The 16,498-nt window shown below is 38.7% G+C and carries 16 protein-coding genes; 4 read left to right on the top strand and 12 right to left on the bottom strand.

From position 1 onward, the window contains the following. Positions 1–105 precede the first annotated feature (105 nt). On the bottom strand, positions 106–1,755 hold the full coding sequence (locus IGK82_RS02095; RefSeq protein WP_002364837.1) for a putative polysaccharide biosynthesis protein: 1,650 nt from the start codon (positions 1,753–1,755) through the stop codon (positions 106–108). Positions 1,756–1,958: 203 nt separating this feature from the next. Here IGK82_RS02095 and IGK82_RS02090 point away from each other — a divergent pair, with 203 nt between their 5' ends. Beyond that, positions 1,959–3,485 (top strand): UDP-N-acetylmuramoyl-L-alanyl-D-glutamate--L-lysine ligase, encoded by a 1,527-nt coding sequence (locus IGK82_RS02090; protein ID WP_010710807.1) that lies wholly within the window; start codon positions 1,959–1,961, stop codon positions 3,483–3,485. Between the two features lie 66 nt (positions 3,486–3,551). Here IGK82_RS02090 and IGK82_RS02085 read toward each other — a convergent pair whose 3' ends face one another. Further along, entirely contained in the window at positions 3,552–4,124 is a 573-nt protein-coding gene (locus tag IGK82_RS02085) for an alpha/beta hydrolase (protein WP_002358653.1), read from the bottom strand. Positions 4,125–4,154: 30 nt separating this feature from the next. Here IGK82_RS02085 and IGK82_RS02080 point away from each other — a divergent pair, with 30 nt between their 5' ends. Together IGK82_RS02080 and IGK82_RS02075 are read left to right on the top strand one after the other, a co-directional pair. Continuing rightward, positions 4,155–5,129: a ring-cleaving dioxygenase gene (locus IGK82_RS02080; protein WP_002361234.1), complete on the top strand. Its 975-nt coding sequence runs from the start codon at positions 4,155–4,157 to the stop codon at positions 5,127–5,129. Positions 5,130–5,241: 112 nt separating this feature from the next. Further along, entirely contained in the window at positions 5,242–5,415 is a 174-nt protein-coding gene (locus IGK82_RS02075) for a hypothetical protein (protein WP_002355495.1), read from the top strand. A gap of 74 nt (positions 5,416–5,489) precedes the next feature. Here IGK82_RS02075 and IGK82_RS02070 read toward each other — a convergent pair whose 3' ends face one another. The 3 genes from IGK82_RS02070 to IGK82_RS02060 form a co-directional block, all read right to left on the bottom strand. Further along, positions 5,490–5,960 (bottom strand): C-GCAxxG-C-C family protein, encoded by a 471-nt coding sequence (locus IGK82_RS02070; protein ID WP_002384891.1) that lies wholly within the window; start codon positions 5,958–5,960, stop codon positions 5,490–5,492. Between the two features lie 52 nt (positions 5,961–6,012). After that, positions 6,013–6,741 (bottom strand): YebC/PmpR family DNA-binding transcriptional regulator, encoded by a 729-nt coding sequence (locus tag IGK82_RS02065; protein ID WP_002361233.1) that lies wholly within the window; start codon positions 6,739–6,741, stop codon positions 6,013–6,015. Positions 6,742–6,871: 130 nt separating this feature from the next. After that, a complete protein-coding gene (locus IGK82_RS02060; protein ID WP_002355488.1) occupies positions 6,872–7,381 on the bottom strand; it encodes a VanZ family protein in 510 nt (169 codons plus the stop codon). A gap of 127 nt (positions 7,382–7,508) precedes the next feature. On the opposite strand from IGK82_RS02060, the gene IGK82_RS02055 reads away from it, so the two are divergent. Next, on the top strand, positions 7,509–9,335 hold the full coding sequence (locus tag IGK82_RS02055) for a M3 family oligoendopeptidase (protein ID WP_002399760.1): 1,827 nt from the start codon (positions 7,509–7,511) through the stop codon (positions 9,333–9,335). Between the two features lie 24 nt (positions 9,336–9,359). Here the strand turns inward: IGK82_RS02055 and IGK82_RS02050 are convergent, their stop codons facing one another. The 7 genes from IGK82_RS02050 to IGK82_RS02020 form a co-directional block, all read right to left on the bottom strand. Continuing rightward, complete coding sequence (locus IGK82_RS02050; protein WP_016622647.1) at positions 9,360–10,700, bottom strand: MATE family efflux transporter; 1,341 nt, start codon at positions 10,698–10,700, stop codon at positions 9,360–9,362. Positions 10,701–10,874: 174 nt separating this feature from the next. Further along, positions 10,875–11,525 carry a uracil-DNA glycosylase gene (locus tag IGK82_RS02045; RefSeq protein WP_002355481.1) on the bottom strand — a complete coding sequence of 217 codons (651 nt, stop codon included), beginning with the start codon at positions 11,523–11,525 and terminating at the stop codon, positions 10,875–10,877. A gap of 86 nt (positions 11,526–11,611) precedes the next feature. Continuing rightward, a complete protein-coding gene (locus IGK82_RS02040; protein WP_016622648.1) occupies positions 11,612–13,012 on the bottom strand; it encodes a M24 family metallopeptidase in 1,401 nt (466 codons plus the stop codon). A gap of 12 nt (positions 13,013–13,024) precedes the next feature. Beyond that, the gene (locus IGK82_RS02035; RefSeq protein WP_002377996.1) at positions 13,025–13,786 is read right to left on the bottom strand and encodes a DeoR/GlpR family DNA-binding transcription regulator; all 762 of its coding nucleotides are present in this window, start codon (positions 13,784–13,786) and stop codon (positions 13,025–13,027) included. A 119-nt stretch (positions 13,787–13,905) separates the two neighbouring features. Next, positions 13,906–14,751, bottom strand: coding sequence for a VOC family protein (locus tag IGK82_RS02030; RefSeq protein WP_002358647.1), 846 nt, complete (start codon positions 14,749–14,751; stop codon positions 13,906–13,908). Positions 14,752–14,793: 42 nt separating this feature from the next. After that, on the bottom strand, positions 14,794–15,390 hold the full coding sequence (locus IGK82_RS02025; protein WP_002355475.1) for a nitroreductase family protein: 597 nt from the start codon (positions 15,388–15,390) through the stop codon (positions 14,794–14,796). A gap of 170 nt (positions 15,391–15,560) precedes the next feature. Beyond that, entirely contained in the window at positions 15,561–16,496 is a 936-nt protein-coding gene (locus IGK82_RS02020; RefSeq protein ID WP_002355472.1) for a LacI family DNA-binding transcriptional regulator, read from the bottom strand. Positions 16,497–16,498: the final 2 nt, after the last annotated feature.

The raw sequence follows: 16,498 nt of genomic DNA, 5'->3' as shown, positions 1-16,498 counted from the left end.
CATTCCTCTTTCCTTTAAAAAAATAGCTTGGGACATAAATCGAATCGATCGATGTCTCAAGCCTTGTCTCTTAAGAGAATCTGCTGAAAGTAGTTCAATCAGCTATTATTTAATATTGAATTTTGCACGTAATTTTGCGGCATTTTTCCCTAATAAACGATCAGCTAAGCGAATCTTCAAGACCGAATAGCCATAAAAAGCGCCTCCTGCAGCAGCCACAATTACAACGATAATGAAAGCTTGGAAACGTCTAGTTGGATCTAAAAATAGATACAAGAACTGACGGAAAATCAAAGCGATAATCATCATGATGACTGTAATACAGAACATTAACAATGTTCGCCGTAAGGTTAATTTGTAATTAAAACGTGTCACTTGACGAATTCTTCTTAGAATCAATACGCAAGAAACCGTAAAGCCAATCATCGTTGCTAATAACGGACCGTAAACTTCAAATAAACGGATTGCGGGGAATTGCACGATTAATTTCACAGCTAAACCAATTCCTAAATAACGCATTGCGTCACGATTTTCATACATCCCCATCAACATATTTGACACTAACATATACAAGCCCAAGAATAAACTAGCATAACAAGCTTGCACTAATAAAGAAGTGCCTAAAGCATCTGGCATGTAAAAAACAGTGTATAGTGGTTGCGCTAAAACAATCATACCAAACGTTGCTGGCAACATTACAAACACAAAAAGTTGTAAATTATTACTAATCAAACGCGCTAACTCACGGTGATTTTTTAAGGTGACCGCTTCTGTAATCAACGGTAATCCAGTAGCCGAAATCGAAGTTGCTAAAGCCACGACAATCATGGTTAATTTGTCCGGATTGGCATTAAAAATACCGAAAAGCTCTCGTAATTGGGTATCTGAATAATCCGTAAACAAACGCATAAAGTTTGAGAAAGTAAACTGATCGACAAGTTTAAAGACCGTTACCCCTGAGCCAACTACGATAAAAGGAATCGCCTCTTTAAAAGTTTCAATCAATAACTCTTTTGGAGCAATTTCATGTTCATTGGCGCTGTGTTCTTCTAAATAATCAAATAATGGTTTTTGTTTGTACATGTAATAACCTAAAACCGCAAAACTTGCGAGCATCCCAATAAATGCCGCAAAAGTGGCTTGGGTCACCGCTGTAACGTAATTACCTTCAAAGACTTTCATGATAATAAAAGCAGTTAATAACATGTAAAAAACTCGTGCTACTTGTTCAACAATTTGTGATAAAGCAAAGGGCATCATTTCTTGATTTCCTTGGAAATAACCGCGAATGACACTCATGCTTGGGAAAACTAAAACGGCTAAACTTAATGAACGCATTGTTGGAACTAATTCAGGACCTCCGCCAGACAAAGCTGCTAATGCCGGAGATGCCAAATACATCACAATAGCAAAAACCACACCTAAGCCACCCATTAGTTGTAAGGCACGATAAAAAAGCTGTCGACTAATTTTATATTCGTTCAATGAATTATAATGCGAGGTCTGCTTGGCAATCGCACCTGGAATTCCGGCGGTAGAGATCATTAGGAATAAGGCATAAATCGTATACCCCATTGAAAACAAACTGTTCGCTTCGTTTCCGTGCTCGCCCATCCAAGCGTACCAGGGGATGATGTAAATCGCCCCTAACATGCGGGAGATAATATTACTAGCTGTCATCCAAGCTGAGCCTTTGACCATTTTTTCTTGGTTCGTCAGGATTGGTTGATCAACTGAATTTGGTTGATTGATCATTTTGTCCTCCAATATTCTTTGAGTATGCTTTCTTTATTTTAATTGTTCATCTTGGGATATGCAACGACTTTCTCGAAGAATTATCCTATTTTAACATTTCTCATGGATTTTCTCACGCTAACGAGATGGTTTTTTTAAAAGAAAAATAATGCTATAATGACATCAGTTTTGAAATTTCGTTGAAACGTTTGGAGGCAAAAAAAGTGACGATTTCATTATTCGCAATTCGCGATTGCTTAGAAAAAGAAGATTTATTAAAAGAATTTATTTCACCAGAAGGCTGGCACTTGACCCTTTCCGACACGTTAGGTCAACGAGAAGTAACGGCTCTTTCTTACGATTCGAGAGACGTAACAGCAGAAACACTCTTTTTTTGTAAAGGATTAAACTTTAAAGAAATCTATTTAGAAAATGCTGTAAAAGACGGCCTAGAAATCTATGTTTCTGAGGTGCCTTATGAGGTTCCAGCACAACTAGGAATTATCGTGACTGACATTAAAAAAGCAATGGCTGTGTTAAGCATGGCTTTTTATGATTATCCACAAAATAAATTAAAACTGATTGGCTTTACTGGAACCAAAGGTAAAACAACAGCGGCTTATTTCACCAAATATATTTTAGATGTTGCTACACAACAAAAAACAGCCTTGCTTTCTACCATGAATTCGACATTAGATGGCAAAACATTCTTTAAATCTGCCTTGACTACACCCGAATCTTTGGACTTGTATCGAATGATGGCAACCGCTGTTGCTAACGGGATGACTCATTTTATTATGGAAGTTTCTTCCCAAGCCTACAAAACTAATCGTGTCTACAAGTTATTTTTTGATGTCGGCATTTTTTTAAACATTACCCCCGACCATATCAGTCCAATTGAACATCCAACCTTTGACGATTACTTTTATTGCAAACGTCAATTGATTACACATTCTAAAGTCATTGTGTTGAATCACGAAGCTGATTATTTTCCATTACTTAAAGAAACTGCACAACAGCAAAAAGTCCCAGCCATTGTCTATGGCAGTCAGCCAGCTTCAGAAGTTGACTATTCATTCGCTGTTTCTTCAGATGATTCCTTACGTTTTATCGTTGAAAGTCCTGCAGATGCGTTAGGATTGGCTGGCTCTTATCACCTTCGTTTAGGTGGTGATTTTAACAAAGGTAATGCGTTAAGTGCGGCGATTGCTAGTGTCCTTGTGGGAGCTTCAAAAGAAGAGTGTCAACAAGGGATCGCAGCAACCACCGTCCCTGGCCGGATGGAATCTTTAACGAATACCAACGGTGCAACCGTCTATGTTGATTACGCTCATAACTATGACAGTTTGAAGAATCTTTTAACCTTTGTCCGTGAAGAACATCCTGACGGCCGCTTAATTGTTCTTGTTGGTAGTACGGGAGACAAAGCGATTTCTCGCCGCAAAGACTTTGGTAGGGTTCTTTCTGAATTGGCTGATGTTGCAGTCCTAACAACCGATGACCCAGCCAGTGAAGATCCAGCAAAAATTTGCCAAGAAATTCAAGCCCATATTACCAAAGAAATGCCTGTTTACACCATTTTAGATCGTGGCGAAGCAATTGCTCACGCATTATCTTTAAGCACAACGGCTGATGATGCGATTGTCTTAGCTGGTAAAGGCGCCGACCTTTATCAAAAAGTAAACGGCGTAGATGAACCTTACGCAGGAGACTTTGCCCTTGCGGAAGCTTTCATTAATAAAAAGAACTAAATCATTTAAACACACATGAAAAAAACAAGCTGCAACCACTTATCAGCAAAGGTTGCAGCTTGTTTTTTAAAGAACTTCTTTTATTTTCGTTACTTCTTCTTCTGATAAGCCATGACCGCCATCAACGAGCAAAAAGTCGACCGGGAAATGTTTCTTTAATTGATTAGCTAAAGAAAGAACTTGTCCCGGAATACTCAACTCATCCTGAGCCCCTGTTGTGACAATCACTTTTGTCGCAAACTCACCAGATACATATTGATAGCCTAAATTGCTTGGATGCAGTAAAATAACAGTGTTAGCAATAGTCGGGTTCTTTTCTAATAGGCCTAAAATAAAATTGGCACCGTTAGAGTACCCTATAAAAATAACTTCATCGTATAACTTTTGCGGTTGCCAAACTTCTTCTAGAAACGCCGTCACTCGCTCATCAAAGTTAGCACGAGGTAATGCTCCATTGACTAATGGCGCAAAAAAGCGTCGCTGTTCGCCTACACCTTCTGTCCCTAAGTAACTTAGAACACTCGCTTCTGGGTAAAGGGTTGCGATGGTGGTTAATAATTGATATTCATTGCCACCAGTACCATGGAAAGCGACAACTAATTGATTAGGTTTCGACCCTTTTTGAAAAAATTGTTTCATTTAATAAACCTCCAAGAAAGGAATTTTACTATGTATGCACAAATTCATCACATCTCTATTTTAAATCGATTGATAAAGCCTACATTTGACTTCTATCATAATACACTGGGATTAAAATTACTAATGAAAACGATCAACCAAGATGACCACACCATGTATCACTTGTTTTTCTCAGATAATGAGCAACGAACAGGTACCGAATTAACTTTTTTTGAATTGAATGATGGCCAAGATCAATCCTTTGGGACAAATACGATTGAACGAACTATTTTAAAAGTACCAACGCGCGCCTCTTTGGATTTTTGGGCAGAACGTCTTGAGCAAGCGGGTATCTGCCACTATGGTGTGGAAACATTTAACCAACACCCAATTTTGCGTTTTGAAGCGCCCGATAATACGCAAATGGCGCTTGTTCCGTTACGTGAATTTGAAAATGCGGAAGATTATTTTCCAGCTGAACATGCTGAAATTCCAGTAGAACATGCAATTTTAGGCATTGATGCAATTCAATTACGCGTCCAATATGCCGCAGCTACCAAACAACCTTTAGTGGATTATTTACATTGGCATGAAAAAGAAACAGTACCTTTTTTTGAAACTGCGCATGAAGTAACCGTTCTGGAAAATCATCATCCACAGTTTTATCAAGAGGTGCATATCATTGATGACCGTACCAATCCGCTTGCCATTGAAGGAATTGGTGGCGTTCATCACGTCGCCTTTGGGGTGGAAGATACGCAAGAATTAACGCAAGTTGATAGCCTGTTAGAGGAAAAGAATTTTACAAACTCAGGAATTAAAGACCGCGAATTTTTCAAATCATTGTATTTTAGAGAACCGAACCACTTGTTATTTGAAGTAGCCACACAAAAAGGCCTGCTAGATGCCGAAGCCTATGAAAATCAAAGTTCAAACTTTGATGAAATCCCCCTTTATTTGCCTCACTTTTTGGCAGATCAAAGAGAACGAATCGAAGCGATTTTAGCACAACAACGCCATGAGTAAACAAAAATAGCGGTTCTAACCGCTATTTTTGTTTTTTAATATCCTATTATTGCCCTTTTTTGAAAAAAAGGAGTACACTAATAGTAGATGAACTGCGCAAGGAGGTGAGTACATGTTATCTAAGGAAGAAGTTCTACACTTATTGAACGAAGCAAAAAAAGAAGTCGATCGTTTAGAAACAAACCGCCAAGAAGATTTAGGTAATTCAATCAACTATATTGAAAATGAATTACAGCTCCAACGTGTCTTATCTCAAGTGGAAGCTTATGAAAAAGTACTTGGTTAATTGATTACGCATTAAATGAGAGAGGAGCAACCAGATTCATTCACCGAATCTGGTTGCTCCTCTCTCATTTTTTACTAGACTAATTCGTAAGCAAGTTCTCGTGCAATAATTTTTGCGGTTGTTTCAGCGATTTCTCCAGTAAAGCCAATGCATTGTTCCATATGTTCAGGTGAACCCATCGTCATTTTACTTGTCAAAATACTGCAGCAAACCACTCGATGCTTTTGTCGAAAACTTTGATGCAATTCGTTGGCTAAAGCCATCGTTTTATTTACTTGTTCTCCTTTGGCTTCTGTCCGACCAAAAAAGTAGCCCAGACACATAACCCCGCCTGAAAGAGCACCACAAATACACTTCGCTCCTCCAACACCTACAGGAAACCCAGAAGCCATGGCCACAGCTTCAATGGGAATCTCCGCATCGAAGTGTTGCCGAATGGTCGCCACAATCGCTTCCGAGCAATAAAAATCACCGTTACGATAATAGGCTTCCGCTTCTTCCCTGATTGCTTGTAAACAAATTCTCTTTTTCAAAATGCCCTCCATTCTGTATCCGCTTTCATTTTATGAATAAAAGGATGCCAAGCATCCCTTTATTTTATAGATTTTCTGCAGAGGTAAATACTTCTGACACATCATCATCGTCTTCTAACTTGTCAACCAAGCGCTCTAATTGCGCTTTTTGTTCATCGTTCAAGGTTAGTAAGGTTTGCGGAACCATTGTTAATTCAGCTTGTGCTAATGAATAACCTGCTTGTTCTAAAGCATCGCGAACCGCTGTAAAATCTTCTGGTGCTGTGTAAATTTCAAATACTTCTGGTGATGTTTCTAAATCCTCGCCGCCTGCTTCCAAAACGACTTCTAGCATGTCGTCTTCCTCAATTGCATGATCTTCTCGCTTAATGACAATATAGCCTTTACGATCAAACATATAATTCACCGAACCCGTTTCACCTAAAGAGCCACCATTTCGAGTAAACGCGACGCGAACATTGGTGGCCGTTCGGTTGCGGTTATCTGTTAGTGCATGAACTAAAACTGCCACGCCACCTGGCCCGTATCCTTCATAAGTTACCTCGTCATAATGTTCCCCTTCACCAGCACTACTGGCTTTTTTTATGGCGCGAGCAATATTATCATTGGGCATATTGGCTGACTTAGCTTTATCGACTGCTAAACGTAAAGCAGGATTCATTGCGGGGTCAGGGCCACCTGCTTTTGCCGCCATATAGATTTCCCTTGAAACTTTTTGGAAAATTTTCCCACGTTTGGCATCTTGCGCATTTTTACGCCCTTGAATGTTGCTCCATTTGCTGTGTCCTGACATCCTTGATTCCTCCTGACTTTTCGTTACTATTCTCCTTTATTCTACTCTTCTTTTCAGTTAGGAACAAGCGCTACCAAAAAAAGACCCTCGCTTATCCATCTTTCTGACGAATAAACGAAGCTCTTCTAAATTAGCGTCTTCTTTTTTTATTTTTCTTCAAACCATGAACCACCAAACAAATAACGATGGCTGTCAAAGCACCCATGGCATCCAACATAACATCTTGAAAAAGAGGGGTCCTTCCGCCTGTGATCATTTGATGAAATTCATCTAAACCTGCATAGCCAGTAGCAGCTAGCCAGGAAACAACAGCTGTTAAAAACAGACCTTTGATTCTTGGCACTAATCCAATAAACCAACTACCACCTAATAGAAAATACGTACCAAAATGGGCTCCCTTACGAATAAAAAATTCAACAAATTTACTATAACCACTAGCTTGAATGCTCACTTCACTGCCAGCATATTGAAAAGAAATGTTTTTTAATTGTTCTTCAAAAGGATGACTGCCCAGAAGTTTATCTAAAAGACCAACTTGTGATTGCTGTTCATACGTCTGTGATGAACTGAAAAATAAAATGGCCATAATAACAAACGCAATGACTAAATATAAATTACTATCTTTCAAATAATTTTTCATATAATCCTCTTTTCTTGGTTTCAAGTTGCCCCGTGTCTGCCACGGAAAATTCTTTTTTATTATAGTCGGTTTCGAGGGAAAAAGAAACAACTTCTCTTAGGTCTTATGATATACTGAAAAGAAAAAAATGAAAGAAGGATTGGATATGACCTATTCTATTACATGGGATTTAGACAGTATTTTCCCCAATGGGAGCGAGTCCAAAGAACTTAGCCAACGAATGACTCAATTAACCGAACAGACAAAAGAGTACCATCAATTAATCACAGAATGGACACCAGAAAGTGCCCAAGGCAAAGAACAATTTGCTGAAATCTTAACGTTACAAGGGAAAATCTCAAATGGCTTTTCACAATGTAATAGTTTTTTAACTGCTTTAATTTCTGCTAATACTAATGATACCAAGGCCAAAATTTTATCAGGCGATTTATACAATCTGTTGCCAGCGATTCAATTAGCTGAAACCATTTTTACTAAAAAAATCACCGAGATTTCAGCAGAACATTGGCAAGCCCTGTTAGCCGAAGAACCGTTTAAAACAATGGCTTTTCGCTTAAATGAATTACGCCGTGATGGAAAAAAACTGCTTTCCGAACAAGAAGAAAATATCATCAATACGCTTTCTCTAGATGGTTTAAATGCTTGGAGTACACATTACGATACGATTGTTGCTTCCATTGTGATTCCTTTTGAAGAAAAAGATGGCTCTGTGACAGAACTATCTGCAGGCCAAGCCTTTAACCGCATGATGGGAGATCCTGATAAAGAGGTTCGTCAACGTTTGTTTACAGCCTGGGAGAAAGCTTGGAGTGGCAAAGCTTCAATTTTGGCAGACACCCTAAATCACTTGGATGGGTTCCGTTTATCTGATTACAAATTGCATGGCACTACAGATTATTTAGAAAATCCCTTAAACTATAATCGAATGAGTCAAGAAACATTAACGGTTATGTGGGAAACCATCCAAAAAAATAAACAACCATTCGTCGACTTTCTAACGCGCAAAGCGCAATTATTCGGCAAAGAAAAAATGGATTGGCAAGACCAAGATGCACCAATTATTTTAGGTGATTTAGAAGAAAAAACGTATTCCTTTGATCAAGCCGCTGCCTTTATTTTAGAAAATTTCCGTAAATTCAGTCCGAAAATGGCCGATTTTGCCCAGATGGCTTTTGAAAAAAGTTGGATTGAAGCTGAAGATCGTCCAGGCAAACGTCCTGGGGGTTATTGTACAGAATTACCTGAAACACAAGAGTCGCGGATTTTCATGACCTTTGGCAATTCAATCAACGAAGTAGCTACTTTAGCCCATGAATTAGGTCACGCTTTCCATAGTAGCGTGATGTGGGATTTACCTTCATTGAATCGAGAGTATGCCATGAACGTAGCAGAAACGGCTAGTACCTTTGCAGAATTGATTGTTGCTGACGCCACCTTAAAAGAGGCCAAATCAGATGTTGAAAAGATTAACCTTTTAGACACAAAAATGCAAAATGCCATTGCCATGTTTATGAACATTCATGCACGTTTTATCTTTGAAAATAATTTTTATCAAGCGCGCCAAAAAGGTTTAGTAGCGGAAGAAGATATTACTGAATTAATGTTAGCGGCGCAAAAAGAAAGCTACAAAGATAGTCTTGGCAGTTATCATCCTCATTTCTGGGCGAGCAAATTGCACTTCTTTATTGATGATGTGCCTTTCTATAATTTCCCATATACTTTTGGCTATCTATTCAGCATGGGTATCTATGCGTATGCCAATCAACAAGGCAGCTCTTTTGAAGACCAATACATTGCGTTATTAAGAGACACTGCTTCGATGACAAGCGAAGAATTAGCGAAAAAACATTTAAATGTTGACTTAACAAAACCTGATTTCTGGCAAGCCGGCATTGATCAAGTCCTAAAAGATGTGGAACAATTCATGACTTTAACTGAAAACTATGTAAACTAAGCAAAAAAGAAGCAGTAACCAACATCAGGTTACTGCTTCTCTTTTTTTCAAATAGTTTCGATACGCAAGGTAGCCCACAAGCATTAGTCCAAACGTAACAAATTCAACTACTGGCATGGCTAACCAAACACCGGTTAATCCTAGTAATTTCACCAAAATAAATAAAACTGGCACAATTAAAAAGAACCCACGCAAAGAGGAAATCATTAGCGCCATTTTCGGTTTACGAACTGCCGAAAAGTAATAAATCCCCATAAAATTCAATCCTGTAAACAAGAAGGAAATCGCATATAAGCGGATGGCTGTCCTAGCAATTTGCGCCAACTGGTCGTTCCCTTCGCTATTAAAGACCTCAATAATTTGTCCCGTAAACACTTGACTGATTAAAAAGAACAGGAAGCCGGCGAACAAGTACGTAATAAAGCTAAGTTTAACAAATTTACGCAACACCTTCGTTTCCCCTAAACCATAGTATCGGCTGAGTAATGGTTGCGCCCCTTGCCCAATCCCTGTAAAAATGGCAATCACAATAATATTGAGGTTGGCAACAATCGCATAAGCTGAAATCGCCACATGACCAACTAAGTTTAACAAAACAATATTAAATAAAAACATGACAAAGGCCGAAGAAAATTCATTTAAAAAGGAAGAAAAACCAATCGACATAATTTCTCGAACATCATGGAATTTCACTTTAAACTTTTCAAAACGTAAAACTCGTTGCGGCGACCACTTATGCAACGTAATCAGGATTAAGCTTGTTAAAGGTGACATCACCGTTGCAATGGCCGCACCTGCCATGCCCCACCCAAATTGATAAATAAAGACATAGTCCAAAATAATATTGACAATTCCCCCACTGACAAAAGCAATCGTTGCCAAACGAGGATTATGGTCATTTCTTAAAAAAGTAATCAGGCAATTGTTTAAAATAAATAATAATGAACAGCTAAGGTAAATCATATAATATTCCTTTGCCAAACCAAACAAGACACCGGTCCCCTGAAGTCCCCGAATAATTTGATCGGAAAAAGTCAAGCTCGCTAAAGTAAAGAGACTCCCTATAACGAAAACTAACCCAATCGTTAAACTAAAATACTGATTGGCTTTTTTGATTTCTTTTTGCGCAACCGTGGTCGAAAATAACGTAGCGCCGCCAACGCCAAACATCCAACCTAATCCATTAATAATATTAACGAGTGGTAAGACAATGTTAAGCCCCGCCAACGCCTCGGTGCCGATCCCATTTGCAATGAAAAATGTGTCCGCCAAAATAAAAATTGATTGCGCCGCCATACTTAAAATTCCTAACAGAACATTTTTATAAAACAACGCAGTAAAATGGTTTTGCTGTGTTTGCTCCATACCCAAATCTCCTTCTAACAAAAAAAGGACTCATTCTTTTTGCTTCAAGGCTTACGCAAAAATCAGAATCCTTCAATTATTCAACCCAGCGATTAAATAATCTGTCTATTTATTGATACTTCTAGGGTAGCATTCTCTCTTCGAAAAAACAACCATCCTTTTATTTTTCTCATTTTAAACTTTCTTAAGCAGTTGCAGTTGTTTTTGAACCACTTGCCAATCTTCTTTCACGACTTCTTTTAAACGATAATTATAAAAGACAGCCGCTGGATGGAAGAGTGGAATGATTTGATAGGTTTTCTGCGTCCAATGATAGTTTTGTGATTGCTCATCAAATGTTTGAATGGGCGACTGAATGACCGTTCCGTGCACTGCAGTGATTGTTGGCTTTGGTCCTAAAAGTCGTTGCAACCCAATATTCCCCAGTGTCAAAATTAGTTCAGGTTGGCAAACAGCGATTTCCCAATCAAGCAAAGGCGCAAAAATTTTGATTTCTTCTTTGGTTGGCGTTCGATTAGGAAATTTGGTTACTCTTTCTCCCGTTTTTGCAATCTGCTTCGTTTTTACAGAAAAAGGTCGACTCCTAACCGCACTGGTGATATACACCGTTTCACGACTTAAGCCAACTTGTTGTAATTGTTCCATCAACAATTGACCTGAACGCCCTATAAATGGTACGTTTTCTTTAATTTCTTCTTTTCCAGGGGCTTCCCCAATCAGCATCACTTTTGGCTGTTGCGGGCCTTGTCCTTCTACAAAACCTTCTAATGGTAAGTCTTTCGCTTTAGCTAAAACTGCTTTTTTCAGATGTTCAGGATAGTGCATTTACCATCACGCCTCTCTTCTGGTGTTCTTCCTTTGCTATATTGATTATAAATAAGGCCCAAAAGAAATTCAAAAAAGGAGCCTACTCATTTAGGAGCTGGTTTTTCTACACACAAAGCTTTGTCTTTAGCTAGATAAAAAGGCCGTAAGTAACCAACTAAATTAGACATTGGTAAAACCTCCGTTGGTAAGTCAATCTTCAATGTCTCTTTTAAATAGGCTCTGCGTGTCGCAATCCGTTGCCACATGTCTGGATAAGTTTGCTGAATCTCTTTTTGCAATGTTTCATCAGCCAAAGCCACACATTCTTCTGCACTCACCCCTGTATAACCAGGTACAGAAGGAATAATATCCACTTGAAAGAGCATGCCACTTTCCAAGCGAATGGCTGAATCTGGATAAATAGGCGACGACATCCATTCATCATCCGAAACTAAATGCCCAGGATTCAAATGCCAGTGATAGATTTCTTTTGGTAACTGTTCTTCAATCGCTTGGTACATTTCTCGCCCTAACAATCCGATTCGAATGGTTTCAAGCCAGTGAACGACAGCTTGAAAATAGGGTTTTGCTACGCGCTCTAAATAATCACGTTGCGCTTCTGGCAATTGCTGCTCGTTTTCAATAACAAAACCTGTTCGGCTAGACAAGCCGCCTTTGTAGCCTGTAGTTAATGATAAGGCATCACCTAACTGAATTTCTTTGGCCGTCGGATACATGTTTGCATATTCAAAACGTTGACCAGTTGCCGCAATGGTTACTACCGTCGGCGTTTGACCTTCATCATTTAACAAAGCCCCAATGTCCGTTTCACGCTGTCCTATTTCAATTGCATTTAAGGCCTTTAACATACTGCGAGAAGCCAAATTCGCCCCATATTCATAGTGCGCCAATTCGTTGGCATTATTTGTTGTGCGGGCCCCCTTTGCTCCAATCAATAAGTGGGTCCCATTTAGTAAACGAGCTTCTTTCGGTAGCGCTTTTTTCAGTGCTTCGACAATAAAATGTGGCACATCAAACATCGTAGCGGGTTCTTGCTGTTGTGTCGTAAACATTTTCCAACCAACGATACCTATTTTTTGAGCAGTTTCATCGAGAAGCGTTTCAAAAATCTGCGACAACTTTTGTTCCCCAGCCATTGGTTGATTAGGTAGCGAAAAAGCTGGATAATGAATTAAATCGGCTGAGATGCGGGCATGTTGGCACAGTTTTAAATTTTCATTGCCTAAAATAAGTGTCGTCGCACCATCCTTATTTAACACAAGGAGTCCTTCTTCAAACCTCGGAATAAAGCCAGTTAAGTATTCAAAATTACTGCCATGCTCTTTGTCTGCATAGAAGACCAATTGATCGAATTTTTCTGTTTCCATTCGTTGTAATACTTTCTGCTTACGCGCCATCATCGTTTCATTCGTCAAATACGTTGGAAAAACATTCTCAAAAACAGTAGGTTCAGCAATATGTGTATAATTAATTTTTCGCTTCATTATTATCCTCCATTATTCATCTGCGACAATCAACGTTACGCCTGCTTGCGCTAACTGTTCACAGAATTTTTCATCAGGTCGTGTATCTGTCACTAAACAATCAATTTCTGTTAATTCGCAAATTTTAAATAAACCCGTTTTGTTTAATTTCGTTTGGTCTGCTAAGGCAATGACTTGTTTGCCTTGTTGAATCATTCGCCGTTTGACTTGACCTTCTTCTTCTGTGTGAATAAATAATCCTTGTTCAGATAACGCAAACACACCTAATAATGTATAGTCGGGGACAAATTCCCCAACCTTAGCGACTGTTTCTGCCCCAAACAAAAAGAGTTGTTGTTTATGCAGTTGCCCAGGTAATACTGTAATTTTTGTTTGATCCATTTGCGCTAGAAGTAGCGCATGACTGAGAGAGTTCGTGATCGCGTGAATCGGACTATTTTCCATCGCTCGAATAGCTGCTTCCACCGTGGTTGATGAATCAAAAAAAATGGACGCTTGTTTGGGAATATTTGCCCAAACTTTTTGGGCAATGGCTTGTTTTTTCTCTGGATGCTTCATTATTCGTTGAGCATAATCATAAATAGTTGCTTCAGACTGCACTGAGATAGCGCCACCATGCGTTCTCTTTAAATGTCCTTCCTTTTCTAAACGAATTAAATCTCGTCGAATAGTATCTTTTGAAACGGAGACTTGCTCCGCTAAAGCTTCCATGGAAATACTTTTTTGTTCATTCACTATTTTTTGAATCTTGGCTAAACGTTCTTCAATCAACATGCTTCCTCACCTCTTCTAAGTAAAGATAGCATCTTTTGCATTATTTTGCAAATAAATGCAAAACAATGCAAAAAAACTAGTCCTTCATTTTCTAACGAAGGGCTAGTTTGAGAGTGGTTTTAATAGGTAAATTGAATAATCATGCCGCTAGGATCTTCTAACGCAAGTAAATGATCTTTGGCAATAAAATGTAACTTTGCTTCTTCCGCATTGGCTTGGACTATCTCTAAATCTGCCGCAGTTGGTAAACGGAAGGTGTAATTTTCTAAGCCAAATTGATTTTCTTGAATCGTTGGCAGCTGTTTGCCGCTCCATGTATTTGTCCCAATATGATGATGGTACTGACCCGCTGCAAAAAACTTCGCTTGTTGACCAAAGTTAGACTTTAAGCCAAACCCTAAGTTTTTATAGAACGTTTCAGTGGCATCTAAATCGGCCACTTTCAAATGAATGTGCCCAATTTTAGAACCTTCGGAAATTCCTAGCCAGTGACCGTCAGCTTCTGCAGCTAAACTATCACCGTCTAATTCTTCTGTCACACCGATAATTTCACCATTTGGACGAATATCCCAGACTTCTTCTGGTTTATCCCAATAAATTTCGATGCCATTATTTTCTGGATCACTTAAGTAAAGGGCTTCACTATAGCCATGATCTGCTGCGCCAATTTGCACATTTTCCTGCAAAAGCCACAGCAACATATTGCCTAAATCTTTGCGGGTTGGTAGCAGGAAAGCAATATGGTACAAGCCAGTGGTACCCTGATTTTCTTCCCCAGCTGTTAGTTCTTTTAAGACAAGAATTGCATCGTTGGTGCCTTGTGGCGCTAGCCAAGCACGTCCCTCTCCTTGTTTTAAAAGTTTTAAGCCAATTGTTTTCGTATAAAAGTTTACCATTTTATCTAAATCAGCCACTTTCAAAGTGACTTGTTGAATCCCAATATTACTTGGTAATGCTTGAACCATTTGCTTTCACTCCTCTCCTCTTCATTTTACTAAAGCAATGATTTAGTTGAATTCTTTAAAACGAGCACTATCTTCCATGTATTCTTTTTCGCCAGCTGGCGCTTCAATGGAACCAATGACCATTTGTGCACGTAAATTCCAGTTTGCAGGAATTGACCATTCTGCAGCAACCGCTTCGTCAATGACTGGGTTGTAGTGTTGTAAGTTTGCGCCGATATTTTCTTGCGCTAAGGCAGTCCAAACGTTCGCTTGTGTTAAACCAGTTGCTTGTTCAGACCAAACAGGGAAGTTATCCGCATATAATGGAAAGCTATCTTGTAAGTTTTTCACGATATCTGTATCTTCAAAGAATAAAATTGTGCCCGCACCAGCTGCAAAACCTTGTAATTTAGCTTGTGTGTTTGGAAATGCTTCTGCTGGAGTTAATGGTTTTAAGGCATCTTCAGTCATTGCCCATAATTTTTTGTGAGCATCGCCGAATAAGAACACAACACGTTGTGTTTGAGAGTTAAAAGCTGTTGGACTTTCTCTAACAACTTCTTTTACTAAAGCAGTTACTTCTTCTTTTGAAATTGGTAAGTTTTCTCCTAAAGCATAGATTGAACGACGGTTTTTCATCATTTCAGTAAATTTTGACATAATATGTTCATCCTTTCGAATTTCCTCAGTAAATTCATTTAATTTTGTTTACATGCTTACTATACTACCTTACTAAAAGTAAGTAAAGCTTTTTGTCTTACTTTTTGTAAGTTTTTTTATTTTTTAGTGAAAAACCTTATTCTACCAAAGAAAAAACAACCAGCTTTTTTCTAAGAAAAAGAAAAATCTGGTTGTCGATTAATAAATGTAGAAGTCAATTGAATCGTTTTCGGCCGTTTTTCTTGAAATAAGTGTGTGGCTTTTTCCCCTAATTCCATTAATGGATGACAGATTGTTGAAAAATTTAAAATTTCACTTAATAAAGTTTGCTCCTGTCCCACTAAAAAGAGTGGTCTTTCAATAACGGCTTGAATCCCTGCAGCAATTTCATCACCGTTGGTCACAACCGCTTGGAGCGTTGGATCTTGCCCACAGTGTCGTCCTACTTCACACCCATCTTCATAGGTTAAACAGTCCTTAAATAACCGATTTTCAGGAATCACTCCATAAATTTCCTGATATGCGTCAACTAAATAGCGTGCGCTTGTACTTTTTTCTGGTGCACGGTTAATCGTAATTGCCACTTCACTACATCCTTGTTGTTTCAACGCTTGGAAAACCCGCCGATAAACGGTTAAACGATCGATATAGATACTAGCATAACTAGGGTCTTCTATTTTTTCACAAAAAACAACTTGCTCTTTATACGGAGCAAACACACTTAAAGGATTTGCCTTTGACAAAACAATCATGCCATCAAACGCACCCGTGGCCATTTTTTCCAAGTAACTTTTTTCAACTTCTTTATCATAATCCGTTGGTAATAAACTGACCATCATCCCTTGTTGAAATGCTTGGTGGATAATTCCACTTAAAATAGCATCAAAATAAGGTTGATTCGTATAAGGAACCATGACACCTAATGTATTACTTTTCCCAAAGCTAAGATTTCTCGCTAATATATTGGGCTTATAGCCCAACTCATCGATAATTGCTTGGATTTTCAGTCGTTTTTCTTCAGAAACATACGGATGATGATTAATCACACGCGAAACAGTCGTAACTGAAGATCCTGAAAGGCGCGCAATTTCTCGAATTGTTGTCATAC

The organism is Enterococcus sp. AZ197 (assembly GCF_050556405.1).
GTDB lineage: Bacteria > Bacillota > Bacilli > Lactobacillales > Enterococcaceae > Enterococcus > Enterococcus faecalis.
The sequence above is the reverse complement of the archived record's forward strand: the minus strand, read 5'-3'. Positions and strand labels throughout refer to the sequence as shown.

What these genes read in the sequence shown, in the direction of transcription:
- IGK82_RS02095 (WP_002364837.1), bottom strand. Translation starts at nt 1,755, where the DNA reads ATGATCAATCAACCAAATTCAGTTGATCAACCAATCCTGACGAACCAA.
- IGK82_RS02085 (WP_002358653.1), bottom strand. Translation starts at nt 4,124, where the DNA reads ATGAAACAATTTTTTCAAAAAGGGTCGAAACCTAATCAATTAGTTGTC.
- IGK82_RS02080 (WP_002361234.1), top strand. Translation starts at nt 4,155, where the DNA reads ATGTATGCACAAATTCATCACATCTCTATTTTAAATCGATTGATAAAG.
- IGK82_RS02075 (WP_002355495.1), top strand. Translation starts at nt 5,242, where the DNA reads ATGTTATCTAAGGAAGAAGTTCTACACTTATTGAACGAAGCAAAAAAA.
- IGK82_RS02070 (WP_002384891.1), bottom strand. Translation starts at nt 5,960, where the DNA reads ATGGAGGGCATTTTGAAAAAGAGAATTTGTTTACAAGCAATCAGGGAA.
- IGK82_RS02065 (WP_002361233.1), bottom strand. Translation starts at nt 6,741, where the DNA reads ATGTCAGGACACAGCAAATGGAGCAACATTCAAGGGCGTAAAAATGCG.
- IGK82_RS02060 (WP_002355488.1), bottom strand. Translation starts at nt 7,381, where the DNA reads ATGAAAAATTATTTGAAAGATAGTAATTTATATTTAGTCATTGCGTTT.
- IGK82_RS02055 (WP_002399760.1), top strand. Translation starts at nt 7,509, where the DNA reads ATGAAAGAAGGATTGGATATGACCTATTCTATTACATGGGATTTAGAC.
- IGK82_RS02050 (WP_016622647.1), bottom strand. Translation starts at nt 10,700, where the DNA reads ATGGAGCAAACACAGCAAAACCATTTTACTGCGTTGTTTTATAAAAAT.
- IGK82_RS02045 (WP_002355481.1), bottom strand. Translation starts at nt 11,525, where the DNA reads ATGCACTATCCTGAACATCTGAAAAAAGCAGTTTTAGCTAAAGCGAAA.
- IGK82_RS02040 (WP_016622648.1), bottom strand. Translation starts at nt 13,012, where the DNA reads ATGAAGCGAAAAATTAATTATACACATATTGCTGAACCTACTGTTTTT.
- IGK82_RS02035 (WP_002377996.1), bottom strand. Translation starts at nt 13,786, where the DNA reads ATGTTGATTGAAGAACGTTTAGCCAAGATTCAAAAAATAGTGAATGAA.
- IGK82_RS02030 (WP_002358647.1), bottom strand. Translation starts at nt 14,751, where the DNA reads ATGGTTCAAGCATTACCAAGTAATATTGGGATTCAACAAGTCACTTTG.
- IGK82_RS02025 (WP_002355475.1), bottom strand. Translation starts at nt 15,390, where the DNA reads ATGTCAAAATTTACTGAAATGATGAAAAACCGTCGTTCAATCTATGCT.
- IGK82_RS02020 (WP_002355472.1), bottom strand. Translation starts at nt 16,496, where the DNA reads ATGACAACAATTCGAGAAATTGCGCGCCTTTCAGGATCTTCAGTTACG.